General features: G+C 65.8%; 28 protein-coding genes. 11 read left to right on the top strand and 17 right to left on the bottom strand.

Features of this window, described 5'->3' with window-relative positions; genetic code table 11:
• Positions 1-16: 16 nt before the first annotated feature.
• Positions 17-619 (top strand): MSMEG_1061 family FMN-dependent PPOX-type flavoprotein, encoded by a 603-nt coding sequence (locus tag QRQ56_RS28855; RefSeq protein WP_438744569.1) that lies wholly within the window; start codon positions 17-19, stop codon positions 617-619.
• A 121-nt stretch (positions 620-740) separates the two neighbouring features.
• Here the strand turns inward: QRQ56_RS28855 and bfr are convergent, their stop codons facing one another.
• From bfr to QRQ56_RS28840, 3 genes are all read right to left on the bottom strand, one after another.
• Positions 741-1,229, bottom strand: a complete 489-nt coding sequence (gene bfr, locus QRQ56_RS28850) for a bacterioferritin (protein ID WP_027529403.1) — start codon at positions 1,227-1,229, stop codon at positions 741-743.
• A gap of 133 nt (positions 1,230-1,362) precedes the next feature.
• Entirely contained in the window at positions 1,363-1,635 is a 273-nt protein-coding gene (locus QRQ56_RS28845) for a (2Fe-2S)-binding protein (RefSeq protein WP_438744568.1), read from the bottom strand.
• A gap of 161 nt (positions 1,636-1,796) precedes the next feature.
• Positions 1,797-2,108 carry a hypothetical protein gene (locus QRQ56_RS28840; RefSeq protein ID WP_438744613.1) on the bottom strand — a complete coding sequence of 104 codons (312 nt, stop codon included), beginning with the start codon at positions 2,106-2,108 and terminating at the stop codon, positions 1,797-1,799.
• A 127-nt stretch (positions 2,109-2,235) separates the two neighbouring features.
• On the opposite strand from QRQ56_RS28840, the gene QRQ56_RS28835 reads away from it, so the two are divergent.
• Complete coding sequence (locus QRQ56_RS28835) at positions 2,236-2,559, top strand: hypothetical protein (protein WP_438744567.1); 324 nt, start codon at positions 2,236-2,238, stop codon at positions 2,557-2,559.
• A gap of 239 nt (positions 2,560-2,798) precedes the next feature.
• The gene (locus tag QRQ56_RS28830) at positions 2,799-3,080 is read left to right on the top strand and encodes a hypothetical protein (protein ID WP_438744566.1); all 282 of its coding nucleotides are present in this window, start codon (positions 2,799-2,801) and stop codon (positions 3,078-3,080) included.
• Between the two features lie 94 nt (positions 3,081-3,174).
• On the opposite strand, the gene QRQ56_RS28825 is transcribed toward QRQ56_RS28830, so the two are convergent.
• Positions 3,175-4,401, bottom strand: a complete 1,227-nt coding sequence (locus tag QRQ56_RS28825) for a lytic murein transglycosylase (RefSeq protein ID WP_438744565.1) — start codon at positions 4,399-4,401, stop codon at positions 3,175-3,177.
• Positions 4,402-4,408: 7 nt separating this feature from the next.
• A complete protein-coding gene (gene ettA / locus QRQ56_RS28820) occupies positions 4,409-6,058 on the bottom strand; it encodes an energy-dependent translational throttle protein EttA (protein ID WP_438744564.1) in 1,650 nt (549 codons plus the stop codon).
• Between the two features lie 234 nt (positions 6,059-6,292).
• Between ettA and QRQ56_RS28815 the strand changes: the two genes are divergently transcribed.
• Positions 6,293-6,508 (top strand): hypothetical protein, encoded by a 216-nt coding sequence (locus tag QRQ56_RS28815; RefSeq protein WP_438744563.1) that lies wholly within the window; start codon positions 6,293-6,295, stop codon positions 6,506-6,508.
• A 144-nt stretch (positions 6,509-6,652) separates the two neighbouring features.
• Entirely contained in the window at positions 6,653-7,615 is a 963-nt protein-coding gene (locus QRQ56_RS28810) for a D-2-hydroxyacid dehydrogenase family protein (RefSeq protein ID WP_438744562.1), read from the top strand.
• A gap of 75 nt (positions 7,616-7,690) precedes the next feature.
• On the opposite strand, the gene QRQ56_RS28805 is transcribed toward QRQ56_RS28810, so the two are convergent.
• Complete coding sequence (locus QRQ56_RS28805; RefSeq protein WP_438744612.1) at positions 7,691-8,893, bottom strand: L,D-transpeptidase family protein; 1,203 nt, start codon at positions 8,891-8,893, stop codon at positions 7,691-7,693.
• A 369-nt stretch (positions 8,894-9,262) separates the two neighbouring features.
• On the opposite strand from QRQ56_RS28805, the gene QRQ56_RS28800 reads away from it, so the two are divergent.
• Complete coding sequence (locus QRQ56_RS28800; RefSeq protein WP_438744561.1) at positions 9,263-10,027, top strand: hypothetical protein; 765 nt, start codon at positions 9,263-9,265, stop codon at positions 10,025-10,027.
• Positions 10,028-10,177: 150 nt separating this feature from the next.
• On the opposite strand, the gene sseA is transcribed toward QRQ56_RS28800, so the two are convergent.
• The 3 genes from sseA to QRQ56_RS28785 all read right to left on the bottom strand — a co-directional run bounded on the left by sseA (position 10,178) and on the right by QRQ56_RS28785 (position 12,861).
• Positions 10,178-11,029: a 3-mercaptopyruvate sulfurtransferase gene (sseA, locus tag QRQ56_RS28795; protein WP_438744560.1), complete on the bottom strand. Its 852-nt coding sequence runs from the start codon at positions 11,027-11,029 to the stop codon at positions 10,178-10,180.
• Positions 11,030-11,151: 122 nt separating this feature from the next.
• The gene (locus tag QRQ56_RS28790) at positions 11,152-11,562 is read right to left on the bottom strand and encodes a rhodanese-like domain-containing protein (RefSeq protein ID WP_438744559.1); all 411 of its coding nucleotides are present in this window, start codon (positions 11,560-11,562) and stop codon (positions 11,152-11,154) included.
• Positions 11,563-11,685: 123 nt separating this feature from the next.
• Positions 11,686-12,861: a vWA domain-containing protein gene (locus tag QRQ56_RS28785; protein WP_438744558.1), complete on the bottom strand. Its 1,176-nt coding sequence runs from the start codon at positions 12,859-12,861 to the stop codon at positions 11,686-11,688.
• 122 nt (positions 12,862-12,983) lie between these two features.
• On the opposite strand from QRQ56_RS28785, the gene QRQ56_RS28780 reads away from it, so the two are divergent.
• Positions 12,984-13,229, top strand: coding sequence for a GlsB/YeaQ/YmgE family stress response membrane protein (locus QRQ56_RS28780; RefSeq protein ID WP_142248934.1), 246 nt, complete (start codon positions 12,984-12,986; stop codon positions 13,227-13,229).
• A 105-nt stretch (positions 13,230-13,334) separates the two neighbouring features.
• Complete coding sequence (locus QRQ56_RS28775; RefSeq protein ID WP_438744557.1) at positions 13,335-14,177, top strand: AAA family ATPase; 843 nt, start codon at positions 13,335-13,337, stop codon at positions 14,175-14,177.
• Between the two features lie 448 nt (positions 14,178-14,625).
• Here the strand turns inward: QRQ56_RS28775 and QRQ56_RS28770 are convergent, their stop codons facing one another.
• The 3 genes from QRQ56_RS28770 to QRQ56_RS28760 form a co-directional block, all read right to left on the bottom strand.
• On the bottom strand, positions 14,626-16,272 hold the full coding sequence (locus QRQ56_RS28770; protein WP_438744556.1) for a GMC family oxidoreductase: 1,647 nt from the start codon (positions 16,270-16,272) through the stop codon (positions 14,626-14,628).
• Between the two features lie 16 nt (positions 16,273-16,288).
• Positions 16,289-16,882: a GNAT family N-acetyltransferase gene (locus QRQ56_RS28765; RefSeq protein ID WP_438744555.1), complete on the bottom strand. Its 594-nt coding sequence runs from the start codon at positions 16,880-16,882 to the stop codon at positions 16,289-16,291.
• A 158-nt stretch (positions 16,883-17,040) separates the two neighbouring features.
• Entirely contained in the window at positions 17,041-17,967 is a 927-nt protein-coding gene (locus QRQ56_RS28760) for an SMP-30/gluconolactonase/LRE family protein (protein WP_438744554.1), read from the bottom strand.
• 247 nt (positions 17,968-18,214) lie between these two features.
• On the opposite strand from QRQ56_RS28760, the gene QRQ56_RS28755 reads away from it, so the two are divergent.
• On the top strand, positions 18,215-19,318 hold the full coding sequence (locus QRQ56_RS28755) for a mandelate racemase/muconate lactonizing enzyme family protein (protein WP_438744553.1): 1,104 nt from the start codon (positions 18,215-18,217) through the stop codon (positions 19,316-19,318).
• Positions 19,319-19,327: 9 nt separating this feature from the next.
• On the opposite strand, the gene QRQ56_RS28750 is transcribed toward QRQ56_RS28755, so the two are convergent.
• A complete protein-coding gene (locus QRQ56_RS28750) occupies positions 19,328-19,699 on the bottom strand; it encodes a hypothetical protein (protein WP_438744552.1) in 372 nt (123 codons plus the stop codon).
• Positions 19,700-19,884: 185 nt separating this feature from the next.
• On the opposite strand from QRQ56_RS28750, the gene QRQ56_RS28745 reads away from it, so the two are divergent.
• Entirely contained in the window at positions 19,885-20,109 is a 225-nt protein-coding gene (locus tag QRQ56_RS28745; protein WP_438744551.1) for a hypothetical protein, read from the top strand.
• Between the two features lie 279 nt (positions 20,110-20,388).
• Here the strand turns inward: QRQ56_RS28745 and QRQ56_RS28740 are convergent, their stop codons facing one another.
• Complete coding sequence (locus QRQ56_RS28740; protein WP_438744550.1) at positions 20,389-21,045, bottom strand: glutathione S-transferase family protein; 657 nt, start codon at positions 21,043-21,045, stop codon at positions 20,389-20,391.
• Between the two features lie 173 nt (positions 21,046-21,218).
• Between QRQ56_RS28740 and QRQ56_RS28735 the strand changes: the two genes are divergently transcribed.
• On the top strand, positions 21,219-22,442 hold the full coding sequence (locus QRQ56_RS28735) for a polyhydroxyalkanoate depolymerase (RefSeq protein WP_438744549.1): 1,224 nt from the start codon (positions 21,219-21,221) through the stop codon (positions 22,440-22,442).
• 6 nt (positions 22,443-22,448) lie between these two features.
• On the opposite strand, the gene QRQ56_RS28730 is transcribed toward QRQ56_RS28735, so the two are convergent.
• The 3 genes from QRQ56_RS28730 to QRQ56_RS28720 all read right to left on the bottom strand — a co-directional run bounded on the left by QRQ56_RS28730 (position 22,449) and on the right by QRQ56_RS28720 (position 26,778).
• Positions 22,449-24,317, bottom strand: a complete 1,869-nt coding sequence (locus tag QRQ56_RS28730; protein WP_438744548.1) for an ABC transporter ATP-binding protein — start codon at positions 24,315-24,317, stop codon at positions 22,449-22,451.
• A gap of 197 nt (positions 24,318-24,514) precedes the next feature.
• Positions 24,515-25,441: a 2-hydroxyacid dehydrogenase gene (locus tag QRQ56_RS28725; protein WP_438744547.1), complete on the bottom strand. Its 927-nt coding sequence runs from the start codon at positions 25,439-25,441 to the stop codon at positions 24,515-24,517.
• An 8-nt stretch (positions 25,442-25,449) separates the two neighbouring features.
• The gene (locus QRQ56_RS28720; RefSeq protein ID WP_438744546.1) at positions 25,450-26,778 is read right to left on the bottom strand and encodes an NAD(P)/FAD-dependent oxidoreductase; all 1,329 of its coding nucleotides are present in this window, start codon (positions 26,776-26,778) and stop codon (positions 25,450-25,452) included.
• Positions 26,779-26,830 lie beyond the last annotated feature (52 nt).

Below are 26,830 nucleotides of genomic sequence, written 5' to 3'. Positions count from 1 at the left end.
AATCAAGGAGCCCCTCGTGACCGATCTTTGCGCCGACGACCTCGCCGCCATCTATGCCAAGCCGAGCCCGCGCGTGATCGCGAAAGCGCGGCCCGCGATCGACGCGCATGCGAAGAAGTTCATCGAGATGTCGCCGTTCTGCGTGCTCGCGACGTCGGGCGCGGACGGCAGCGTCGATGCCTCGCCGCGCGGTGGCGGCATCGGCTTCGTCCACGTCGCCGGTCCCAACCAGCTCTTGATGCCCGACCGCTCCGGCAACAACCGGATCGACAGTTTTCGCAACGTCGTCGAAGGCTCGGGCTTCGTGCAGATGTTGTTCTTCGTCCCGGGGATCGACGAGACGCTACGCGTCGGCGGCCGTGGCACGCTGTCGGCCGATCCGGATCTGCTGGCGTCCATGGTCGAGTTCGGCAAGCCGCCGCGCGCCGTGCTGAACCTTGACGTCAGCGAGGTTTATTTCCACTGCGGCAAGGCGCTGATGCGCTCGCAACTATGGTCGTCGGAAAAGGTGCAGCGCTCGGTGATGCCGAGCATCGTCACAGTCATCCACGACCAGACCGGCCTTGGCGAGCCGGCGAGCCAGGAGAGCGTGGAAGAAATCTACAAGACGCAATTGTAGGTGGGACAGCAATGATGGTGTCGTCCCGGACGAGCGAAGCGAAGATCCGGGACCTCGGCGCGAGCGCTTGCGCTCGTCGCCATCGAGTATGCGGCGACGACGTCCGTCGCGACGCCAGGGCTTAGTGCCCTTCGCCCTCGAGCCCGCCGACGTGCTTCTGGGTGTAGAGCTCGAGGCCGATGCGGCCGATCAGGTCGAGCTGGGTTTCGAGGAAGTCGATGTGGTGCTCCTCGTCGCTCATCAACTTCTCGAACAGGTCACGCGTGACGTAGTCCTTGACGCCGTGGCAGTAGGTCGCCGCTTCCTGGTACAGCGCACGCGCGCTCATCTCGGCCGCGAGATCGCACTCGATGATCTCCTTGACGTTCTGGCCGATGCGCAAGGGATCGAGCACCTGCATGTTCGGAAAGCCGTCCAGGAACAGGATGCGCGCGGTGAGCTTGTCGGCGTGCTCCATCTCCTCGATGGACTCCTTGCGCCAGACCTTGGCCATGTCGAGGAGGCCCCAATTGTCGAGGAAGCGGTAGTGCAGCCAGTACTGGTTGATCGCAGTCAGCTCGTGACGCAGTGACTTGTTGAGATAGTCGATAACTTTTGCGTCGCCCTGCATGGTTCACTCCAGCTCTTGCAGTCCAAATCGGCCCCAACCGAGTTTAGAACGCTTCTAAGTCAGTTTACGAATGAGGGCAACTGGCTACGGAGACGCAGCCGGGGAAAAGCTCAGCCAGACGGGCGGGAAATTATCAGCAGGCCGCGAGGGCGAATTGGGCGGGCGCGGCCGTCTCGTCATTGGCGGCCACGGTGTGGCTGTGCGGGCAGCCGGCGCAGCAGGACTGGGCGCAGGGGCCAAGGGTTTCATCGATGATGGTCTTGATCGTCCGCGCGCAGCGGCCGCATTCGGCGCTGCAGCCGAGGCATCCATAGACCTGCTTGGCATGGCGCACGGTGTCGTCGGACTCGACGACGGCGGTGCGGATGTCGTCGTCGCTCAGCACGTTACAGGAACAAACGATCATGGAAGCGGCAGGCCCTTCGGTGATGCGTCATCAGCGATATTCAACGGGCCGGCCGGATGCAAAAGGAAAAACCGGTATTTGAAGCTATTCCAAACTGGCCCGAAAGCAGCCTAGAACGGCCCTAAATTTCAGCGTTGCGCTGGATCAAGATTTGAGGGGATCTAATCTCCGCCGCCGCCCCCACCGTCGCCGCCGCCGCCTCCGCAATCGCCGCCACTGCTGCCGCTATCGCTGCTGGAGCAACTGCCGCCGTCGCTCGAGCTGCCCGAGCTGTCGCTTGAAAACCAGCTCCCCAGCGAGAAGCCGTCGCTGCTCCCGCTGTCGGCGTCGCTGCTGCTGCTGCTTCCGCCGTCGCCGCCGGCCCCTGCACGCGAGCGCCGGCTGCGGTTCTGGAGGTGGGTGAACCAGCCATAGCCGATCGCAGAGACGACCCCGGCAGCAATCAATGCATTGATCATCGCGCTACTCATCATCGTCTCCCCTGGAAGCCGCCGTCCTATGAATTGGTCGCGCCCGGCAAAGGTGCCGTTCATTGATCATTCAAGCGAAGTATGGAACTCTGCCCCCAAAGGTTCCCGCGTGTTTACGAAAGGTCAGCCCATGAAGAAGTTGCTCCTGACGGTCACCGCCGTCGCCGCCCTGGCCGTTGCGGCCGGATCCCCGGCCCATGCGCAGCGCGGCGTCGCGGCAGGCGTGGCGGCGGGAATCATCGGCGGCGCCATCGTCGGCGGCGCGCTGGCCTCTCCGTATTATTACGGACCCGGCCCGGGCTATTACGAACCCGGCTATTACCCGCCCCGCTACTACGCGCCGGCGCCGGGCTACGTCGCTGACGGCTATTACGGTGGCGGCTGCGTCTGGCAGAAGCAGCGCTTCTGGGACGGCTATGGCTGGCGCATCCGCCGCGTTCGAGTCTGCGGCTGAGGCGCCTCGAACCGGTTCACCGCGACAGCTTGAGCTGGACCGGTTCACTACGGACGCGCCGTTCATCTCGGGGCCCGAAAAAGACCGCTTTTTCTCGTCACAGCTCCGTGTGCGTTTACCATGGGTTGACCAATTGCGCGCTTCCTAGCTGCAAGGCCAATTCCATCAGCGTGTTCGTGAACCTTTAAAACCCGGGCGCCTCTAACAAGAGGAACCCATCTCCCAGGAGAGCCAAGAGCATGAAGAAGACTATTGTTGCCGCCCTCACGGTCGCGACGGTCGCCGGTTCGCTGGTGACTGCCACGCCGTCCGCGAAGGCCCATGACGGCCTCGGCGCCGGCCTCGCGGCCGGCCTGATCGGCGGCGCCATCGTCGGCGGCGCGATTGCGTCGAGCCGTCCCGCTTATGGCGGCCCCGTCTACGTTGCCGAGCCCCCGCCGCCCGCGCCCTGCTACTGGCAGCGCCAGCGTTATTGGGACGGTTACGGCTGGGTCGTTCGCCCGGTTCGCGTTTGCTACTGATCTGATCGCATGGCGCTCTTGAGCGCCGCGATCGAAGCCCGGCCGAAACCATCGGCCGGGCTTTTTCTTTGCTCGCTTTTCGTAAGCTCGCGCGCTAGCGCGCCGCCTGGATCGCGCGCAGCACCTCTTCGCTCGGCCAGCAATCGACCTTGAGGCCCGCCGACTTCTGATAGGCGCCGAGCGCGGCGCGCGTCTGCATGCCGGCCTTGCCGTCGATCTTGTCCTTGTAGAGCCCGGCGCGCGTCAGCCCGCGCTGCATGGTCTCGACGTCCTTGGTGCGCAGCTGCTTCGAGGCCGCCCATGGCGTTGAGAATGGCAGCGGGCTGGTCATGCGGTCGGCGAGATGACCGACGAACAGCACGTAGAGGTCGGAGAAATTGTATTCCTTGATGACGAAGTAGTTCTTCGTGGTCAGGAATGACGGGCCGTAGATGCCCTCCGGCTGCAGCAGCGAGGCCGGCTGCGTCTGCTCGGCGGCGCCGAGCTTTTGCCCACGCACCGGCACGAAGCCCTCGCGCAGCCACTGGCCGATCGGCTTGGTCACTTCAGGCACGCCACTGGTGCAATCGACCTTTGCCGGCGCCTGCACCTCGTAAGCCCAGCGCACGCCGCTCTGCCAGCCCTTATTGACGAGCTGCTGCGCGGCCGAAGCCAGTGCATCGGGCACGGAATGCCAGATGTCGATGCGACCGTCGCCGTCGAAGTCGACGCCGTGCTTGTAATATTCGGAGGGGAGGAATTGGGTGAGCCCGGTGGCGCCGGCCCAGGACGAACGCATGTCCTTGCGCGTCACCACGCCCTCGCCCAGGATTTTCAGCGCAAGGATGAACTCGGTGCGGTACTGGTCCTTGCGGCGGCCGACATAGGCCTGCGTCGCCAGCACGCGAACCAGATCATAAGGCAGCGTGTAGCGGCCGTAATCGGTCTCGCGGCCCCAGATCGCGAGCATCACGGTCGCGGGCACGCCGGACTTCTTTTCGATCTCGCCGAGCGGGCCACGATATTTCTGCAGCAGTCGCTGTCCCTCGCCCGCCAGCCGCGCGATCGAGGCTTCCCTGACGTAATCGGCAGGCACCTGCACGAACTCGGCCTGCGACGGCGCGCCGGTCGCGGGACGCCCGGGCAGGATCAGGTCCGGCAGCTTGTAATCCGGCTCGAGCCCGCGCGTCTGCTCGTCGAAAATCTTGCGCGAGACGCCTTCGGCCTGCACCTCCGGCCAGAGCGAGGCGATGAACTGCGTGAAGGCGGCATCGGCGGCGCGGGCGGACGACCAGCCGCAGGTGACGAGGATCACCGCAGCAATGAGCGCCCGCCGCATCATGTCGCCGTCACCGCGTCAGCTTCTTGTACTTCACGCGATGCGGAATGATGCTGTCCTGGCCGAGCCGGCGCATCTTGTCCTTCTCGTAATCCTGGAAGTTGCCTTCGAACCATTCGACGTGGCTGTCGCCTTCGAAGGCCAGGATGTGGGTCGCGATGCGGTCGAGAAACCAGCGGTCATGGCTGATGATGACGGCGCAGCCGGCGAAATCCTCCAGCGCCTCTTCGAGAGCGCGCAACGTATCGACGTCGAGGTCGTTGGTCGGTTCGTCGAGCAGCAGCACGTTGGCGCCGGACTTGAGCATCTTGGCGAGGTGCACGCGGTTGCGCTCACCGCCGGAGAGCGCGCCGACCTTCTTCTGCTGGTCGGCGCCCTTGAAGTTGAACGACGAGCAATAGCCGCGCGAGTTCACTTCCTTCTTGCCGAGCAGGATCAGCTCGTTGCCGCCGGAGATCTCCTCCCAGACGTTCTTGTTGCCGTCCAGCGCATCGCGCGACTGGTCGACATAGCCGAGATGCACGGTCTCGCCGACCGTGATGGTGCCCTTGTCCGGCGTCTCCTGCTTGGTGATCATCTTGAACAGCGTGGTCTTGCCGGCGCCGTTGGCACCGATCACGCCGACGATGCCGCCCGGCGGCAGCTTGAAGGTGAGATCGTCGATCAAGAGGCGATCGCCATAGCCTTTGCTGAGGCCTTCGAAATCGACCACGTTGGCACCGAGCCGCTCGGCGACGGGGATGATGATCTGCGCGGTCTGGGTCTGCTTCTCGCTCGCCTGCTTGAGCAGATCCTCGTAGCGCTGGTAGCGCGCCTTCGACTTGGCCTGGCGCGCCTTCGGCGAGGACGCGACCCATTCCTGCTCGCGGGCGATCGTCTTCTGATGCGCGGCGTCCTCGCGACCTTCCTGCTCGAGGCGCTTCTGCTTCTGCACCAGCCAGGACGAATAGTTGCCCTCGTAGGGAATGCCCTTGCCGCGATCGAGCTCGAGAATCCAGCTCGTGACGTTGTCGAGGAAATAGCGATCGTGGGTGACGATCAGGATCGCGCCGGGATAGTTGCGCAGATGGCCTTCGAGCCACGACACCGACTCGGCGTCGAGGTGGTTGGTCGGTTCGTCCAGCAGCAGCAGTTCGGGCTGGTCGAGCAGCAGCTTGCACAGCGCGACGCGGCGGCGCTCGCCGCCGGAGAGCTTCGTGACGTCGGCATCGTCGGGCGGGCAGCGCAGTGCGTCCATGGCCTGGTCGACCTTGCTGTCGAGATCCCAGAGGCCCTGGGCCTCGATCTCGTCCTGCAGCTTGGTCATCTCGTCGGCGGTCTCCTCGGAGTAGTTCATCGCCAGCTCGTTGTAGCGATCCAGGATGGCCTTCTGCTTGGCGACGCCCAGCATCACGTTCTCGCGCACGCTGAGCGCCGGATCGAGATGCGGCTCCTGCTCGAGATAGCCGACGCGGGCGCCCTGCGCGACCCAGGCCTCGCCGTTGTACTCCTTGTCGAGGCCGGCCATGATCTTGAGCAGCGTCGACTTGCCCGAGCCATTGACGCCGAGCACGCCGATCTTGGCGTCCGGGTAGAACGACAGATGGATGTTATCGAGCACCTTGCGGGTCGGGTAGCTCTTGGTCAGGCCCTGCATGAAATAGATGAACTGGCGCGCCATCGGTCCCGAAAACCTTCGATTTGAGGAAATTTGCTTTGCCGCCGATGTAGCGATCCCGCCCCCAAAGGGCAACGTTTTCCGTCCGTTCACCACGGATGAATACGGGACGGACACCATCCGGCCACCGATCCGGACAATTGAAACCATCTTTTAATCAATCAGGCCGAATGCTCGGTTTCGCGCGGAAACAGCGCCACCCGCTCAGAACGAACGGGAGCACAGCGAGACAGCGTCATGGCTCTGATCGAGACCCATTCCCTTCCTGTTCCGGCAGCAGCCGGCCACGTCTCCGGCTTCGCCGCGGAGATCAAAGGCTTCTGGAAGCGCTTCTTCGCCACGGCCTTCAACCCCTACCGGCCCGAGCTGCACTACATGCGCGGCCCCGGCCCCGCCTGGCGCGCCAAGCACGGCATGGATGCGCCGTTCCGCCTCAAGCCCCGCGACCTCTGAAGCACCTCCTCCTGTCGGATTTTTGAAGACGCAAGCGGCTTGCGCGCCGTCCTGATTACGCGCAACCATGGCCCGGTTCCGACGATGGCGCCCCTGCCCAGCGCCGTCCCTCTCGCCACCAACTCTGGCCCTGGATGAACGCTGATGAGCCGGCTGCGCTGCGCAATTCTCGACGACTATTTCAATCTCGCCCTCGACGTCGCCGACTGGCAGAAGCTGTCCGACCGCGTCGACGTCACCGTGTTCAGCCATCCCTTCGCCTCCGAGCAGGAAGCGGCCGGCGCGCTCGCCGATTTCGAGATCATCTGCGCGATGCGCGAGCGCACCGCGTTCCCCAAAAGCCTGTTCGAGCGCCTGCCGAAGCTGAAGCTGCTGCTGACGTCAGGCATGCGCAATGCCGCGATCGACATCGAGGCCGCCAAGGCCAAGGGCGTCGCCATCGGCGGCACGCAATATTCGCGTGACCCGACCGCGCCGCTGACCATGGGCCTGATCCTGGAGCTGACCCGCGGCATCGGCCGCGAGAATGCGCGCATGCATGCCGGCGAGCCCTGGCAGAGTTTTGCCGGCGTCGAGATCGAGGGCATGACGCTCGGGGTTCTCGGGCTCGGCAAGCTCGGCAGCAAGATGGCCGGTATCGGCAAGGCCTTCGGCATGAACGTGATCGCCTGGAGCCCGAACCTGACGCCGGAAAAGTGCGCGGCCGCCGGCGTCGGCTACGCCACCAAGGAGGAGCTGTTCGCCAAGGCCGACATCGTCACCATCCATGTGGTACTCAGCGAGCGCTCGCGCGGCCTCGTCGGCCGCGAAGATCTGGCGCGGATGAAGCCGACGGCGTTCCTCGTCAACACCGCGCGCGGGCCAATCGTGGACGAACAGGCGCTGCTCGAGGCCTTGCAGCAGCGCAAGATCGCGGGCGCCGGCATCGACGTGTTCGCGGTCGAGCCGCTGCCGGTCGACCATCCCTTCCGCAAGCTCGACAACCTCGTGCTGACGCCGCATCTCGGCTACGCCACCAGGGATGGTCTCGGCATCCATTACGGCCAGATGGTCGAGGCGATCGATGCTTTCACCAAAGGCGGCGAGCTGCCGCGCAAGATGGCCTGAAACGACAACATGGCCTGAAACGAAAAGGGCGTGCCGACGGCACGCCCTTTTGCAATCTGAAGTCTCGCGGCGCGCTTAGCGCACGGTGACCGGCGCGGGCAGCGGCGGCACCACGGTCGGCTGGGTGCCCGGGACCGGGCCAGCCTGGGCGGCCATCGGAGCCGGGCCAGCGGCAGGACCGGGCGCCGGCGCGGCGGAGGCGGTCGCCGTACCGGGCGGCGGGCCACCGGGCATCACCACCACGCGGGTGCCGACCTTGACGCGGTCGAACAGGTCCGAGACGTCCTCGTTCAGCATGCCGATACAGCCGGAGGAGACGAACTTGCCGATCGTCGAGGGCTGGTTGGTGCCGTGGATGCGGTACACGGTCGAGCCGAGATACATCGCGCGCGCGCCGAGCGGATTGCCGGGGCCGCCGGCCATGAAGCGCGGCAGATAGGGCTGGCGCTCGATCATCTCGGTCGGCGGATGCCAATCCGGCCACTCGGCCTTGCGGGTGATCTTCTGCACGCCGGTCCAGGTGAAGCCGTCGCGGCCGACGCGGACGCCGTAGCGGATCGCACGGCCGCCGCCGAGCACGTAATAGAGATAGGTGTTGGGCGTATCGACCACGAGCGTGCCGGCCGGCTCCTTGGTCTGGAACGAGACCTCCTGGCGGCGCAGGTTCGGCGGCAACTGCACGGGTGCAGCATCGGGCTGCTCCTCGGGCGGCAGCGCGGCCAGCGTCACCGGGCGGCCATCGGAGCCGACGGGCGGCTGGCCGGCCTGAACCGTTCCGGTCGCGGCAGGACCGCCGACGGCTTCCGGCGGTCGCATGCCGTCATTGGTCGGGGCCTGCTGGCCCGGGCGATCAGCATAGATGATCTGCGGCGGACCGGCGGGGCGGCCGTAGCGGGGATCGTCGGGCGACATCACCGGGCCCTGCGGCGGCGCGGCCGAGTACACCGGGGGAGCGCCAACAGGGCGGCCATAGCGCGGATCATCAGGCGACATCACCGGACCCTGCGGCGGCGCCGCCGAGTAGACCGGGGGTGCGCCAACGGGGCGGCCATAGCGCGGATCGTCGGCCGGACCTGGCGGCGGCAGCGACGTGTGCGGCATCGCGTCGTCGTCATCCTCCAGCGCGTCGAAATTCGGCGCGCGGTCGCCGGGCCGGTATTCGGCCGGGGCGCCGTAGCTCGGTGCCTGCTGGATCGGATAGCTCTGAGCCTGCGCGAGCGAGCTTCCCGCCGCAGCGACTGTTGCGGCAGCGCATATCGTCAGAAAATGTTTGATCATCATCGCTCTTGTATAGTCCCCGGGCCCATCAGGACCGTTAACGGCCAGATGGCCGAAGATAGCGGCACATTCAAGACATATCAGGCATATTTGCGCCGGAATTGCCGATTTGTGACCCGCAAGACTACCGTTGCCCCGTTGCATCACGGACCGGAAATCGCATCGTGCCGCGGATTGCCCGACACATCGGCCCCGAAATTAAGGGAACGGGCCGGAATCGATGCGGTATGTTCGAATTAGCCTGATTCGCCGCCAATTTGAGCTCCGATCTCCGCGTGGCGAACGCGGCCAACAGTACCGTCACCGCGTTCAGATGGCTCATGGGCCCTGGCACTCCACGCCGCCGGGGCGGAAATTCGTAATCCCTCGATGCTTCCCGGCTTTCGCTTCCTGTTTGCCGCGATCCTGCTGTCAACCTCCCTCCTGGTATTCGGCCTGGGCGCCGCCGCGCTGCTGCGAGCGAGCCATGAGCAGTATGCCAACAACCCCTCCTGGCGGAACGGCCCGCAGGAGCAGCGGTTCGCGCAAGTCTCCGAGCCTGCCCCGCCGGTGCTCGCGGTCCTCCGCGCGGAGCCGGAGGTGACGCCCGAGCCCGAGCCGTCATTGCGCGACCAGGTGCCGACCATCGGGCTGCCCGCAACCGAGCCCGAGCAGGTCGCCGCGCTGACCACCGAGATGGTTCAGCCGCAAGCCGCCACGCCTCCGGTCGAAGCTTTGGCCGACGAGCCGGCCAAGGTCGAGGCGGCAACGGAGGCCACCGCACCGTCGCCCGCCGATACGCTCACGTCGGCCGACACCACGGCGTCGCTTCCCGACACCAAGCCTGACGCAAAGCCCGCCGCTGTCGTAGCCGCCACCGAGCCTGCGCCTGCTGATCCGGCCCTCGCCTCCGCGGCGCTCGAGATCGCCTCGGCCAAGCTGGCCGCGCTGAACGCGCCGGCGACGACGACCGTCAAGGATGCGCCGGCGAAGGCCAAGGTCGACAGCAAGGCCGACGACAAGGCGACCAAGCGCAAGGCGAAGGCCAAGAAGCGGCATCGCGTGGTGCGGCGTCCGCCGCCTCAGCAATTGCAGCAGCAGCTCGATCCGTTCGGGCAGCAGAGTTTTGCGACCACGACCACGCGCACGCGGTGACGTGCCTCAGCGCTCGGAAACCCGTCATGCCCGGGCTTGTCCCGGGCATCCACAATCTTCGTGCCGCGCTTGAAGACGTGGATGGCCGGGTCAAGCCCGGCCATGACGCCGCGGGAGTTGCGGGGCGAGGAAGTGGACCTTCGCAGGTCGTTACGCCGGCCCGGTCGCGATGGCCGGGCCTTTTTCCTGGCCCCATTCCGACCACGAGCCGTCATAGAGCGCGGTGTCGGTAATCCCGAGGCGATACAGCGCGAGCGTCAGCACGCCGGCCGACACGCCCGAGCCGCAGCTCGTCACGATCGGCGCATCGAGCTTGACGCCGGCACCGGTGAAGGCGGCGCGGAGATCGTCGAGCGGCTTCATCTCGCCGGTCGCGGCGTCGAACAGCTGATTGTAAGGCACGTTGCGGGCGCCGGGGATGTGACCGGAGCGGATGCCGGCGCGCGGCTCGGGCGCGCGGCCTTCGAAGCGGTCGGCGGCGCGGGCGTCGATCACCTGCTCCTTCCTGCTTTCGACATTGGCGACCAGCTGCTGCATGCTGCGCACGCGCTTCGCATCGAAGCTCGCCTTGAAGGTCGCCGGCTTCGGCTTTACCTCGCCACTTTCCACGGGGCGCCCCTCGGCACGCCACTTCTTCAGCCCGCCATTGAGGATGCGCACATTGCCGTGGCCGAACGCCAGGAACATCCACCATGCGCGGGGCGCGGCGACCCAGCCGCCGGTATCGTAGAGCACGACGGTGTCGGCGTTGGAGACGCCGAGATTGCCGATGTCACGGCCGAACTGCTCGGCGCTCGGATACATGTGCGGCAGCGGGTTGGAATGGTCCGACACCGCATCGACGTCGAAGAACGCGGCGCCCGGCAGATGCGCGGCGAGATAATCGTCCTTCGGCAGCGGCAGCACGCCAGGGAGCTTGAAGCTGGCGTCGAGGAGCTTGACGTTGGCGTCGTTGAAATGGGCGGCGAGCCATTCGGTGGAGACGAGGGGGTCGGTAGTCATGGGGGTTTCCTTTGTCATTCCGGGGCGCCCGGAGGGCGAGCCCGGAATCCATCGTGCGACAGAGTCAGAGGATGAATGGATCCCGGGCTCGCGCTTCGCGCGCCCCGGGATGACGGGAGCGATTACTTCTTCTTCGGCTCCCACTTCTCTGTCGCGCCGCCGGCATCGCGCCAGGCGGCGTAGCCGCCGGCGATGTGGGCGACGGGCTTCAGGCCCATGTCCTGCGCGGTCTTGGCGGCGAGTGCGGAGCGCAGGCCGCCGGCGCAGTGGAAGACGAACTTCTTGTCTTCCTGGAAGATCGGCTTGGCGTAGGGGCTCTGCGGATCGATCCAGAACTCCAGCATGCCGCGCGTGCAAGCGAACGCGCCGGGGATGCGGCCGTCGCGCTCGATCTCGCGGGGATCGCGGATGTCGACGATGACGACGTCGCCGTTCTTGGAGATCTCGATGGCGTCCTTGGCGTTGAGCGTCTCGATCTCGGCATTGGCCTCGTCGATCAGCGCCTTGATGCCGCGGGTGATGTTCTGGGGCATTGGGTTCTCCCTCTTGTCATCCGGGGCGCGCGTCGCGCGCACCCGGAATCCATTCCTCTACATGCGCTGCGGCCCGATGGATTCCGGGTTCGCGCTAAGCGCGCCCCGGAATGACAACAGGAGCTAGTGCGTCAATTCCTTCATCGCACCTTCCAGCCCCTCGATGGTGATCGGGTACATGCGGTTGGCGAAAATGCGTTTGATGATCGTGGTCGATTCCGAATAGTCCCAGTGCTTCTGCGCGACCGGGTTCAGCCACACCGCGTGCGGATAGGTGCGGATGATGCGGTCGAGCCAGATCGAGCCCGGCTCCTCGTTGACGTGCTCGACCGAGCCGCCGGGCACCATGATCTCGTAAGGCGACATCGAGGCGTCGCCGACGAACACGATCTTGTAGTCGTGCGGATATTTGTGCAGCACGTCCCAGGTCGGCGTGCGGTCGGTGAAGCGGCGCTTGTTCTGCTTCCACACGCCTTCATAGAGGCAGTTGTGGAAGTAGAAATACTCCATGTGCTTGAACTCGCTCTTCGCCGCCGAGAACAGCTCCTCGACCTGCTCGATATGCGCGTCCATGGAGCCGCCGATGTCGAAGAACACCAAGAGCTTCACCGCATTGCGCCGCTCGGGACGCATGTGCACGTCGAGATAGCCGTGATTGGCGGTCTCGCGGATCGTGGTGTCGAGATCGAGCTCGTCGGGCGCGCCGGTGCGCGCGAATTTGCGCAGGCGGCGCAGCGCCACCTTGATGTTGCGGATGCCGAGCTCGACATTGCCGTCGAGGTCTTTGAACTCGCGCTTGTCCCACACCTTGACGGCGCGGTTGTTGCGGTTCTTCTCCTGGCCGATGCGCACGCCTTCGGGATTGTAGCCGTGGGCGCCGAACGGCGAGGTGCCGGCGGTGCCGATCCATTTCGAGCCGCCCTGGTGCCGGCCCTTCTGCTCCTCGAGGCGCTTCTTCAAGGTCTCCATGAGCTTGTCCCAGCCCATGGCCTCGATTTGCTTCTTCTCTTCCTCGGTCAGGTACTTCTCGGCGAGCTTCTTCAACCACTCCTCGGGGATCTCCGCCTTCTCCATGGCGTCGAGCAGGTTTTCCAGCCCCTTGAACACCGAGCCGAAGACGCGGTCGAACTTGTCGAGGTTGCGCTCGTCCTTCACCAGCGCGGTGCGCGACAGATAGTAGAAATTCTCGACCGAATAGTCCGCAAGGTCGGCGTCGAGCGCCTCCACCAGCGTGAGGTATTCGCGCAGCGTCACGGGGACCTGCGCGTCGCGCAGAGAAGTGAAGAATTGCAGGAACATGGCTGACAGATTGCCCGTCGGGGGGCGAACGTCAAGGGGCGGAGACTGCCGCTGAACGCTGGACCGGGAAGCTTTTTGCTCTAGAATTGGCGCCCTCAGGGGTTGTTTTGGGGACGTATGCAATGGGAATTGTCGCAGCGCTCATCATTGGCGCGATCGCGGGCTGGCTCGCGGGCAAGATTGTCCACGGGGCGGGATTTGGACTGATCGGCAACATCGTCGTCGGCATCATCGGCGCGCTGGTTGCGAGCTGGGTTCTGCCGCAGCTCCATATCGGGCTCGCCACCGGCACCTTCGGCGCCATCGTCGACGCCACCATCGGCGCGGTGATTGTGCTGGTCATCCTTTCGCTGATAAAACGGGTCTGAAAGCCTGACCGAACCTGGAACGGCCGCCATGCGCGGCCGTTCGCTTGTCGCGACCGGAGCCGCACCTCGCGCGACGATGACCCAAGGACACGCCAAGGAAACGCAATGAAATTTACCGGCACCAAGGACTATGTTGCGACCGACGATCTCAAGGTCGCCGTGAACGCCTCGATCGTGCTCGAGCGCCCGCTGCTCATCAAGGGCGAGCCCGGCACCGGCAAGACGGTGCTGGCGGAGGAAGTGGCGAAGGCGCTGAACGCGCCACTGCTGACCTGGCACATCAAGTCCACCACCAAGGCGCAGCAGGGCCTGTACGAATACGACGCGGTGTCGCGCCTGCGCGACAGCCAGCTCGGCGATGCGCGCGTCTCCGACATCAAGAACTACATCAAGCGCGGCAAGCTGTGGGAGGCCTTTGCCGCCGAGCAGCGCCCGGTGCTGCTGATCGACGAGATCGACAAGGCCGACATCGAGTTTCCGAACGATCTGCTGCTCGAGCTCGACCGCATGGAATTCCATGTCTACGAGACCGGCGAGACGATCAAGGCCAAGCAGCGCCCGATCATGATGATCACCTCCAACAACGAGAAGGAGCTGCCGGACGCCTTCCTGCGCCGCTGCTTCTTCCACTACATCAAGTTCCCCGACGCGGACACGATGGGCCAGATCGTCGACGTCCACTTCCCCGGCATCAAGAAGCGCCTGGTGGAAGAGGCGCTACGCATCTTCTTCGAGGTGCGCGAGGTGCCCGGGCTGAAGAAGAAGCCGTCGACCTCGGAGCTGCTGGACTGGCTCAAGCTGCTGCTCAACGAGGACATGAGCGTCGAGCAGCTGCGCGAACGCGACCCGCGCAAACTGATCCCGCCGCTGCACGGCGCGCTGCTCAAGAACGAGCAGGACGTGCATCTGTTCGAGCGGCTGGCGTTTTTGAGCCGACGGGAAGTGTGAGGCGAGCCGTGTCCCGGACGCGCTGCAGCGTGCAACGCTGCTGCGCAGAGCCGGGACCCACAACGAGACACGGCACAAGGCTAAGACATGGGCCCCGGCTCTGCAGCGCACCGCTGAAGGAGCGCTGCGCTGCGTCCGGGGCACGAGAGTGCAGTATGGCGCGCCACTCTCCCCTCCCGTCATTGCGAGCGCAGCGAAGCAATCCAGACTTCCTCCGCGGTGGCAGTCTGGATTGCTTCGTCGCAAGGGCTCCTCGCAATGACGGAGCAAGCGAGAGGGCGCGTGAGAGGACGATTTTGCTCTGCGCTCAAGACCACGACGTCTTCAGCTCGTAGGGCGGATTAGCCGAAGGCGTAATCCGCCGCTGTTTGTCTCCGCGTCGACGGAAGCGGTGGGTTACGCCAGCGGCCACGCTCCGCGCGGCCGCTCGCTAACACCCTACGCATCCTCACGCCACCGCCGCGTCCGGGATGCGTGCGGCTTCCATCGGGGCCTTGCCGCGGATGAGATCCGAGGCACGGTCGGCGATCATCATCGTGGACGCATTCAAGTTCGCCGAGATCATGCGCGGCATCACCGAGGCGTCGATGACGCGGAGGCCTTCGAGGCCATGGACGCGGAGTTGGTCGTCGACCACCGCCCACGAACTATCCGCCGGGCCCATGCGGCAGGTGCAGCCGGGATGGAAGGTGGTGGTGCCGCGCTCGGTGGCGGCGTGCAAAAATTCGTCGTCGGTGTTGATGTTGGGGCCGGGGAAATCCTCGTAGGCGTAATAGGGCGAGAGCGGCGCGCTCTTCAGAAGGCGCCGCGCGAGCTTCATGCCGCCGACGACGACGCGGCGATCGAGTTCGGCGCCGAGATAGTTGGTCTGGATGATCGGCGGCGCGAACGGATCAGAGGAGCGGATGCGGACGTAGCCGCGGCTCTCCGGCCGTTGCTGCCAGGACGCGACCGTCATGCCGGGCTCGTCCTCGAGCTGGCCCTGCACGCCTTCCTTGTAGGACGCCGGCGTGAAGGTGAGCTGCAGGTCGGACGAGTCCGCGCTCTCGCCGGAATGCCAGAAGCAATAGACCATGGTCGGCGACAGCGAGAGCAGGCCCTTGCGCTGGGTCGCCCATTTCAGCGCCTCGATCCACAGCGAGAGGCCGCGGCGGAGCTCGTTGATGGTCTTGATGTCCTTGACCCGCGCCACGGTGCGCGGCGCGTAATGGTCCTGCAGGCCCTCGCCGACCGGCAGCGCGTGACGCACGGCGATGCCGTGCTGCTGCAGCAGATCGGGCGAGCCGATGCCGGAGAGCTGCAGAAGCTGCGGCGAATTATAGGTGCCGCCGGAGAGGATCACTTCCTTGTTGGCGCGCACCTCCACCGGCGTGCCGCGAGGGCCACCCTTCATGTAGCGGACGCCGACGGCGTGCTTGCCCTCGAAGATGATCTCGGTCGCGTGCGTGTGCGTGTGGACATGCACGTTCGGCCGCTTCATCGCGGGCTTGAGGAACGCGGTCGAGCCGGAGACGCGCAGGCCCTTGTCGATGGTGCGCTGGCAGTAGGAGACGCCCTCTTGAACAGCGCCGTTGTAATCGGGGTTACGCGGAATGCCGAGCGAGACCGCGCCTTCCATGAAGGCTTCGCAGAGTGGATCGCGCCAGTCCATCGTGGTGACGGTGAGCTTGCCGTCGCGCCCGCGGAAGGTGCTGTCGCCCTCGCCGACCCGCTTTTCGAGCCGCTTGAAGTACGGCAGCACGTCAGCATAGCCCCAGCCGCGATTGCCCATCTGCGCCCAGGTATCGAAGTCCATGCGCTGGCCGCGATTGTAGATGTGGCCATTGATGGAAGACGAACCGCCGAGCGTCTTGCCGCGCGGCGCGTAGATGCTGCGGCCGCCGGTGTAGGGACCGGGCTCCTGCTGGTAGGCCCAGTTGATGCTCTTCATGTGGAAGGTCTTGATGAAACCCGCCGGCAGATGGATGTAGGGATGCCAGTCGGACGGCCCTGCCTCCAGCACACAAACGCTGGTGTTGGGATCTTCGCTGAGCCTGGAGGTGAGGATGCAACCGGCCGAGCCCGCGCCGATGATCACATAATCAAATCTATCCATGATGCCTCGGCCGCCTCTAGCGCGGCTTTTCGTTGAGCTGGTAGTTCAGATGTGCCTTCACCGTCGGCCATTCGGCCGCGGTGATGCTGTACACGACGGTGTCGCGCAGCGTGCCGTTCGGCGCGACCTGATGGCTGCGCAGGATGCCGTCCTGCTTGGCGCCGAGGCGCTCGATGGCGCGGCGGCTCTGATGATTGAAGAAATGCGTGCGGAATTCGACCGCGATGCAGTTCAGCGTCTCGAAGGCGTGGGCGAGCAGCAGGAGCTTGCACTGGGTGTTGAGCGGGCCGCGCTGCGCGCTCTTGCCGTACCAGGTCGAGCCGATCTCGACGCGGCGGTTGGCGGCGTCGATGTTCATGTAGGTGGTCTGCCCGACGATCTTGCCGGCGGCATCGAACACGGTGAAGGGCAGCATCGAGCCCGAGGCCTGCAGGCCAAGGCGACGGTCGATCTCCTTGGCGACGTTATCCGGCGTCGGGATCGCCGTGTACCAGATCGTGTAGAGATCGCCGTCCTTCACGGCCTCTACCAGCCCCTCGCGGTGCTCTTTCGACAGCGGCTCCAGACGGGCATGCTGTCCGCGCAGGGTGGTGGGATCAGGCCAGGGCATTGTTCGCTCCATAATAACTTCCGTCATTCCGGGGCGCGACGAAGTCGCGAGCCCGGAATCCATTCAACCACAAACTCTGCGGCCCAATGGATTCCGGGCCTGCGTGCTTGCGCACGCATCCCGGAATGACAGCGGAATGTATCGGCACATCTTTACATTCACTTGTTCAAAAAATTCAACGGCAAACCGCCGCGGGGCCAGTCCATGGCGACCAGCTCGCCCTTGCCCGACAGCGTGATGTAGGCGGTCTTCAGCCCGGGGCCGCCGAAGGCGATGTTGGTGGTGACGCGGTCGCCGGTCGGGACCTGCTCCACCAGCGTGCCGTCGGGTGCGATCACGGAGATGCAGCCCGAAACGAGGGTGGCGACGCAAACATTGCCGTTCGCCTCCACCGCGAGCGAGTCGAACATCTGGTAGCCGCCGAGGCCGCAGATCGGCTTGCCCCGCTCGCCGCGGTAGATCACGTCGCGCGGCTTCAGCGTGCCCGGCGCGGAGAGCTCGTAGGCCCAGAGCCGGCCCGTCGGCGTCTCCGCGATGTAGACGGTATTTTCATCCGGCGAGAGGCCGATGCCGTTCGCCGGCAAGATGCCGTGCACGATCTCGACGAGCTCGGTCATGCCGGGCTTGAGATAGTACATGCCGCCGACGTCCATCTCGCGCGCGCGGCGCTTGCCGAGATCGGAGAACCACAGGCCGCCCTGCTTGTCGAACACGAGGTCGTTCGGCCCGCGCAGATCGTGCTCGCCGCACTTCGTGACGACGGTCTCGACTTTTCCGGTCTGCAGATCGACGCGCTGGATCGAGCCGCCGAGATAATCGTCGGGCTGCGGGCCCGGCATGATCATGTTGCGGGTCGGGATCCAGGAGAAGCCGCCATTGTTGCAGATGTAGATCTTGCCGTCGGGGCCGAGGGCCGCGCCGTTCGGGCCGCCTGGAATTTTCGCGACGATCTCCTTGCGGCCGTCGGGATAGACACGGGTCAGGCGCTGGCCGCGGATTTCCACCAGCACCACCGAGCCGTCCGGCATCACGACCGGCCCTTCGGGAAATTCGAGGTCGGTGGCGAGAACGCGGACGTCAGACATGTGAGACCCTCCCGGCTGCTTGTTATGACTTGCACGGGATATCCGGCTCGGCCCCACACGCAAGATTTGCCTGAGGTTATGACAAAGTCACCGAGGCTTGCCAAGCAAGCGGGACGGTATGCCAGCGTTGCGCCGCATTCCTTCGGCGCCGCGACATGACCGCGCCTGAACCGCCACTGGCAACGAGCCGGCGTTCGTGGCTACACTCCGCTGAACCGCTCACCAGAAAGCCCGGAGGAACCGCGCCATGGAAATCACCGACGTGCGGGCGCACCATATCCGCATCCCCTATGACGCCGGTGTCGCCAGCTTTCGCCAGGGCGCGTCCGCGATCTCCGCGCTCGACATGGTGCTGGTCGAGGTGTCGACCGATGCCGGACTGACCGGCTGGGGCGATGCTTTCGCTTACGTCTGTCCGCGCACCACGCGCAGCGCGGTCGAGGAGATGATCGCGCCGCAAGCGCGCGGGCTGAAGGTGCCGGATGCGGCCGACATTCCCGCCGCGATGGAGCAGATCCAGCGCAATCTGCATCTGTTCGGCCGCTACGGCATCACCATGTTCGCGATCTCCGGGCTCGACATCGCGCTGTGGGATCTGGCGGCGAAGGTGAAGGGCGTCCCGCTGCATCGCTTGCTCGGCGAGACCAGGCGCACGGCCATTCCCGCCTATGCGAGCCTGCTGCGGATCGGCTCGCCCGAGAATATCGCCAGCGAATGCCGGAAGGCGCTCGCGCTCGGCTATGGCGCGATCAAGCTGCACGAGACCACGGCGCCCGCGGTGTTCGCCGCGCGCGAGGCGATCGGGCCGGCCATTCCGCTGATGGTCGACATGAACTGTCCGCTGACGACCGGGCAGGCGATCGCGTTCGCTACCTCTTGCCGCGATGCGCGGCCGATGTTTCTGGAGGAGCCGGTCTGGCCGCCGGAAGATTTTTCCGCGCTCGCCGAGGTGCGCAGCAAGGGCGGGCTCGACATCGCCGCCGGCGAGAATGCCTGCACCGAATTTCAATTCCGCCAGATGATGGCAGCGGGCGCAGTGAGCCACGCCCAGCCGTCGGTGATCAAGGTCGGCGGCATCACGGAATTCCTGAAGGTTGCCGCGCTCGCCGATCAGCTCAGTGTCAAGATCGTGCCGCACTCACCCTATTTCGGGCCGGGCCTGCTCGCGACGTTGCACCTGCTGGCAACGCGCCCGGACGGTCTGGTCGAGTTGTTCTACCTCAAGCGCGAGGCCTGCCTGTGGGGCGGCCGCGCCGATGCCGACGCCACCGGTCACGTCCCGGTGCCGACCGGACCAGGGCTCGGCTATGAGCCCGATCGCGCGGTGATGGAGCGCTATCGCGTGGCGTGATCGCCGCGGCTATTTTTGCGCGTCCTTGTTCGGAGCGTCCTTGGGCGCCGGCGCGTCCTGCTTCTTCTTCAGGTCTTCGGCGATCTTCGCCTGCGCGGCCTGGAGATCGCCAAGCACCTTCTGCAGACCGGCGACCGTCGTCTTCAGCGCGTCGATCTGGCGAGCCGCCGCGTCCAGCTTCTGCTGATGATCGAGGTTGAGCTTGGTGATGGTCTTCTGCAGGAAGTCGACATTGCTCTGCAGGCAAGAGGTGCGCCGCTCCATGGTCTTCTCGACCGTGCATATCTCGATGCCGGGCACGTCCTGCGCGTGAGCCGGCGCATCCGCCAGTGGCGCGAGCAACAATATCGCGAAACAAATGCCGGCATTTCGAAGCAGCATGCGGGGTTCCTCGTCCGATCGATCACGGCAATGTGCGCTGTTTGGGCGCAGCCGGGTGAGGCTACCACACTCGTACCGCATTCTCGCGTTGAGCTTGCGACCGTTCCCTCGGACGGGGAACGATGATCCGCAGGCGGAAGAAGTGGGCGCTCTTTCCGCGGTTTTGTTTAGGGGAGATTTTTGGAATGGCAACGCGTGACAGACGTCTGGCGGAATTCGACGGCGCCGGAGAGCCGCCGCCGGGCCTTGCGGTCGAGGTGCTGTGCGAGGACCACAGCGGGACGTACCAACTGCCGTTCGCCTGCCACTATGTCGAAGGACGCTGGCAGAACCACGAAGCCGGCATTGCGGTCGAAGCCACCGTCATCGGCTGGCGCCTGCCGCGCGTGAAGCAGCGCGGGGCCGCCTGAAAGCACGTAGCTGTTCCAAAATGCAACGGCGCCGCGCTCCGCCTTAACCTTCGGAACGCGGCCCGAACGAATCACGTCCGAATCAGCGGATTGGCCGTGTACGCACCTGTTCACGGCTAGATGTCGGCACGGCCGCGCGAGGGCGTACAATATCTGTGCAGCAGCAACGACGAGCGCGGCCCGCGTGGGCGCCAAAAGTTAACGATGACAAGGCCATAGCGCCAGGGCGGGCAACGCCGGTCGCCGCCCCCGAAACAGGCGGGGCGGCGCCATGCCTGCCTAATATTCGACCTCGAGCTCCTCGATCTCGGCCGGCTCCTCCAATGCAGCCGCGATCCATTCGGCCATCTCGGGCATCGCCATGACAGTGTCGGCATAAGCCTTCAGGCCCGGCTCCAGCTTGACGTCGTAGGTGACGAAGCGCGTCACCACGGGCGCGTACATCGCATCCGCCATGGTCCGCTGCGCGCCGAACAGGAAGGGGCCGCCCGATGCGGCCAGGCAATCGCGCCAGATGGACCAGACGCGGTCGATGTCGGCCTGCGCGCGCGACCAGATCTTGAAGCCGGGAAAGCGGCCCTTCAGATTCACCGGCAGCGAGGCGCGCAGCGTGGTGAAGCCGGAGTGGATTTCGCCTGATATCGAGCGGCAATGGGCGCGCTGCACGCGGTCTTCAGGCAGCAGGCCGGCGGCCGGCATCACCTCGTTGAGATATTCGGCGATCGCCAGCGTGTCCCAGACCACGGCGCCTTCATGCCGCAGGCACGGCACCAGGATGGAGGAGGACAGCAGCAGGATCTCCGCGCGCGCCGAGGGATCGTCCGGCGCGGTGACGATTTCCTCGAAATCGAGGCCGGAGAATTTTGCCAGCAGCCAGCCGCGCAGCGACCAGGACGAATAGTTCTTGCTGCTGATGGTCAGTGTCGCCTTTGCCATGCGGCTCTTGCCTCCCGCCTGATCGCGGGCACCGCGCAACCCGCGCGGGGCCCGCTCGTGTCCCGTGCTTCCCGCCCGGAGCGCAGCAAGCGACGTGCCAATTCCGGAGGCGGCCGGGCTTCCGTCTGGCTTCGATATTGCATGACGGCAGGGGGACAGGTGGGCGTTTCAGTATGATGTCGATGTATTATCAGGCCTTTCAGAACCACATGGACCTGACGGCGCCGTGGCGCGCTGGGGCTTCGTCCGCGCTGCGATTGCTCGGCCTGGTGCCGCAGGGCATGTCGGACCAGGTCGTCGGCCGGCTCTCGGCCGCGCTGGAGCTGATCTCGCGCTCCACCCTCACCTACGCCCGTCCCGCCTACGGCATCGACAGCGTGATGGTGGGCAACCGCGAGATCGCCGTCACCGAAGAGATCGCCTACGCAACGCCGTTCGGCTCGCTGCTGCACTTCAGGAAAGAGGGCGTCGGCGAGCAGCCGCGCATGCTGCTGGTGGCGCCGATGTCCGGCCATTTCGCCACGCTCTTGCGCGGCACCGTGCAGACGCTGCTGCAGGACCACGACGTCTACATCACCGACTGGCACAACCCGCGCGACATTCCGCGCAGCGAAGGCCGCTTCGGCCTCGACGATTACACCGAGCATCTGATCGACTTCTTAGGCCAGCTCGGCCCGCGCCCGCATATGGTCGCGATCTGCCAGCCGTCGGTCTCCGCGCTCGCGGCCGCCGCGATCATGTGCGAGGACGACCATCCCTCGCGGCCGGCGACGCTGACGCTGATGGCCGGTCCCATCGACACCCGCATCCAGCCGACCAGGGTCAACGACTTCGCCAAGAGCAAGCCGATCGATTGGTTCGAGCAGAACTTGATCAACTACGTGCCGGTGCAATGCCGCGGCGCGCTCCGGAAGGTCTATCCCGGCTTCGTGCAGCTCACCGCCTTCGTCTCGATGAATCTCGAGCGCCACATCAAGCAGCACATGGATCTCGCCAACCACATCGCCAAGGGCGAGCGGGAGAAGGCCGCGACCATCAAGACCTTCTACGACGAATATTTCGCGGTGATGGACCTGCCCGCCGAGTTCTACATCGAGACCGTGCGCGACGTGTTCCAGGAGCATCTTCTGCCGCAGGGCAAGTTGATGCATCGCGGCCGCCCCGTGAACACCAAAGCCGTCAGCCGCATGGGGCTGATGACGGTCGAGGGCGAGAAGGACGACATCTGCTCGATCGGCCAGACGCTGGCGGCGCAGGACCTCTGCACCGGCGTGCGCGCCTATCGCCGCGTCCACCACATGCAGGCCGGCGTCGGCCATTACGGCGTGTTCTCGGGTCGGCGCTGGAACAACGAGATCTACCCGCTGCTGCGGGATTTCGTGCACGTCAATTCGTGAGGCGACTTAAGCCGACCATTCCTCGCCCCAGGCCTGTACGACGTGGCCCGGCGAGACTTCGCGATAGTGCCGCACCGGCGGCTGGTAATCCGGCGCGCGCACCGGGCTTCTGATCTCGTCGTTCGAGGCTTCGCGCCTGGTGCCGCGGCGTGACGGATCCGGCACCGGCACGGCGGCCATCAGCTTCTTGGTGTAGGGATGCTGCGGATTGCCGAACACGGCGGCACGGGGGCCGATCTCGACGATCTCGCCGAGATACATCACCGCGACGCGGTGGCTCATGCGCTCGACCACCGCGATGTCGTGGGAAATGAAGAGATAGGCAAGGCCCATGCTGGCCTGCAGGTCGAGCATCAGGTTCACGACCTGGGCCTTGACCGAGACGTCGAGCGCGGAGACCGCCTCATCCGCGACGATCAGCTTCGGCCCGAGCGCGAGCGCGCGGGCGATGCAGATGCGCTGGCGCTGACCGCCGGAGAATTCGTGGGGAAAGCGCGCGGCCATGTCGGCGGAAAGACCGACGCGGACGAGGAGGTCAGCGACCTTGTCGCGCGCCTGCGACGCCGTCGCGAGGCCGTTGGCGAGCAAGGGCGCCGCGATCGCCGTTCCCACCGACATGCGCGGATTGAGGCTCGCGAACGGATCCTGGAAGATGATCTGCATCTGCTTGCGGAAGTCGCGCAAGGCTCGGCCACTCATGGCCCGCACGTCCTGACCGTCGATCAACACCGTGCCGCTGTCCGGCTCCATCAGCTTGAGGATGGACCGGCCCGTGGTCGACTTGCCGCAGCCGGACTCCCCGACCAGCGCCAGCGTCTCGCCGGCGCGCAAGGTGAAGGAAACGTTCTCGACCGCATGGACGCGGCCCGAGACTTTTCCGAACAGGCCCGAGCGGATCGGAAAACGCGTGGTGAGGCCTGAAACTTCCAGCAGCGGACGCTCGGCCGTCGAGACCGTGTCGGGCGTCTCGGCCGGCTCGTCCGAGGTGCCCGTCACCTTGTCGACGATGGGAAAGCGCATCGGCCGCGCACGGCCATCCATCGAACCGAGGCGCGGCACGGCGGCAAGCAGCGCGCGCGTGTAGGGATGCGAGGGCGCGTCGAAAATGCGCGCGGTGGCGTCCGTCTCCACCGCCTGCCCGCCATACATCACGACGGTGCGGTCGGCGATTTCCGCGACCACGCCCATGTCATGGGTGATGAAGAGGATCGCCATCCCCTCCTCCTGCTGAAGCTCCTTCAGAAGCTCCAGGATCTGCGCCTGGATGGTGACGTCGAGCGCGGTGGTGGGCTCGTCCGCGATCAGGAGCTTCGGCTTGCAGGCCAGCGCCATCGCGATCATCACGCGCTGGCGCATGCCGCCGGAAAAGCGGTGCGGATGTTCGTGAAAGCGCGCCTTCGCCGCGGGGATGCGGACCCGATCGAGCAGGCGCACCGTCTCCGCCTCCGCCGCCGCGCGCGACAGGCCGCGATGCTGGATCAGCGCTTCGGCGATCTGGAAACCGATAGTGAGCACCGGATTGAGGCTCGTCATCGGCTCCTGGAAGATCATGGCGACGTCGTTGCCGCGGATGTCCTTCATGCCGGCTTCCGGCAACGCCAGCAGATCGCGGCCGGCCAGCATGATGCGTCCCTCGACGCGGCCGATCTCCTTCGAAATGAGACGCATGATCGACAGCGCGGTGACGCTCTTGCCCGAGCCGGACTCGCCGACGATCGCCACGGTCTCCCGGGCCGCGACGTCGAAGGAGACGTTGCGGACGACGGGAATCCACGTCCGCTCGAGCATGAAGGAGGTGGTGAGGCCCGCGACCGACAGCACGGGCGATTTCGTGTCGGCTGCGACCTGATCAGCTCTGGTGGCGCCAGTGCTCATGCGAAGACCCCTGCACGTGCACCAGCGAAGGTGCGCTCCCTCTCCCGCTTGCGGGGGAGGGTTGGGGTGGGGGTGTCTCCACAAGCGAGGGCCCCCAAGAGGAGAGAACCCCCACCCGGCGCTTTGCGCCGACCTCCCCCGCAAGCGGGAGAGGTAAGGGGAGCCCGTGGCTGCACTTGTATCAACATCGCCATCCCTCAATATCCCCGCGTGCGATCGACACGTCCCGGCAATTCCTCGCCGCGGCGGTGGCGCGCGATGACGTCGAGCACGAAATCGACGGCGGTGTCCGGCGCCGTCATGGCGGCATTGTGCGGCGTCAGCAGGATGCGCGGGTGGCTCCAGAACGGATGGCCTAAAGGCAGCGGCTCGGGATCGGTGACATCGAGCACCGCGCCCGACATCGCGCCGCCGTCGAGGGCCGCGAGAAGATCGGCTTCGACGAGGTGCGGGCCGCGTCCGACATTGACGAGAGCCGCACCGCGCGGCAGGCGCGCGAACAGTTTTGCGTCGAGGATGCCGCGCGTCTCGTCGGTGAGCGGCAGCAGGCAAATGAGGATGTCGCTCTGCCCGAGGAAGTCCGGCAGCGCATCGCGACCGGCGTAACAGGTGACGCCATCGATCTCGCGCGGCGAGCGGTTCCACCCCGATAGCGGAAAGCCGAACGCCTTGAGACGTTCGAGCACGGCTTGTCCGAGCTGACCGAGCCCCATGACGCCGACGCGCCGGCGCCTGGCCGGCGTGATCCGGATCTCGCGCCAGACCTGCTCCTTCTGCTGGCTGATGAAATCGAGGAGGTCGCGATGCAAGGCCAGGACGGCCATGGTGACATATTCGACCATGGTCTCGGTAATCCCGGGCTCCAGCATCCGAACCAGCGGAAGGTGCGCCGGAACTATTGATGCGTCGAACTGGTCCACGCCCGCACCGACCGAGAAGACGAGCTCGAGGTTCGGGAAGGCCGTCGCGATGTCGTCCGGCGGCACCCAGGCCACGAGGTAACGGACATCGGCGGGATCGCCGATGTCAGGCCAGAGCCGGAACGGCACGTCGGGCGCGCGCTCCGCGAAGAAGCGCGCCCACTCGGCACCGCGCACCATGTTGGCCTTGTAGAGAACCGTCATGCAGGTCCTCAGAACGGGCTGACCGGCGCCAGCCGCCGGCCGTCGATCATGCGCTTGTGGCTGTAGGCGGCGGGATCGACCAGCGGCGTCGCGCCGGTGACGATATCGGCGGCGAGCTTGCCGGCGGCAGGGCCGATGCCGAAGCCGTGGCCGGAGAAGCCAGTGGCGAGGAAGAAGCCGGGCAGCGCATCGACCGGCGAGATCACCGGAATAGTGTCGGGCGTGCAATCGATCGTTCCTCCCCAGGCTTCCGCGATCTCGATGTCCTTCAGCTCGGGATTCGCCTTGATCAATGAGGCGAGCGCAGCGTTGACCAGCGACATGTCGGGCTCGGGATCGCGCACGCGCTCGGTCTCGAACGGCGACGGCTTGTCGAAGCTCCAGCTCGTGCCGCGCATGATCTGGTCGAAGAACGACTTGCCGAACGACAGTTTCAGCCCGTTCTTGCGATGCAGATAAGTCGGCCAGAACGTGCGGGCATAGCGGAACAAATCGGGCGACAGCTCGACCGTACCGCGGTTGCGCAGCGCCAGCGTGAAGCCGCCGTCGAGACGGCGGCGGATGCAATAGAGATCGGTGCCGAGCGCGCCGGAGGTGATCTCCGGCGCCGGCGTGGTCCGGCATGCCGTGGCGTTGACGAGGCCGATCGGCAGCTCGATGCCGTGGCGGCGGCAGAACAGCGACGACCACGCCCCGCCCGACAGCAGCACCGCTTGCGTGCGGATGGTGCCCTTCTCGGTGACGACGGCGCTGACACGCCCGCCCGTCGTCTCCAGCCCGCGCGCCGCGCAGCCCTGATGAATGGTGACGCCATGTTTTCGCGCGGCAGCGGCGAGCGCGGGCACGGCCATCGAAGGTTCGGCACGGCCGTCGCTCGGCGTGTGCAGGCCCCCGACCCATTTGTCGGTATTGCCCGGCATGCGCTCGGCGACCTCGGCCGGCGTCAGGACGGTGGAGTGCACCTGCATCTCGCGCGCGACGGCGGCCCACTTCTCCCAGCTCGCCAGCTCGTCCTTGCTCTTGGTCAGGAACAAGACGCCGGTGCGGCGGAAACCGGCATCGACGCCGGCATCGTTCTGCATGTCCTCCCACAGCCGCAGCGCCTCGCGTGCCAGCGGGATCTCCTCACGCGCACGGCCCTGCTGCCGGCACCAGCCCCAATTGCGGCTCGACTGCTCGCCGCCCACATGGCCCTTCTCGACCAGCGCGACCGAGTGCCCCTTCTTCGCCAGATGATAGGCCGCGGAGACACCGATGACACCGCCGCCGATGACGACGACGTCCACCTGCGCCGGCAGGCGTTCGTCGCTGTTGATACGGTTGAGTGGCGGGGACATGGAGCACTCCTGGAGGTCAGTTCGATCGAATTCTTGTGGTCACGAGTTTGCG

Origin of the sequence: Bradyrhizobium sp. U531, from assembly GCF_051710265.1 — a bacterium.
In the GTDB taxonomy this organism is placed as follows: domain Bacteria; phylum Pseudomonadota; class Alphaproteobacteria; order Rhizobiales; family Xanthobacteraceae; genus Bradyrhizobium.
The sequence above is the reverse complement of the archived record's forward strand: the minus strand, read 5'-3'. Positions and strand labels throughout refer to the sequence as shown.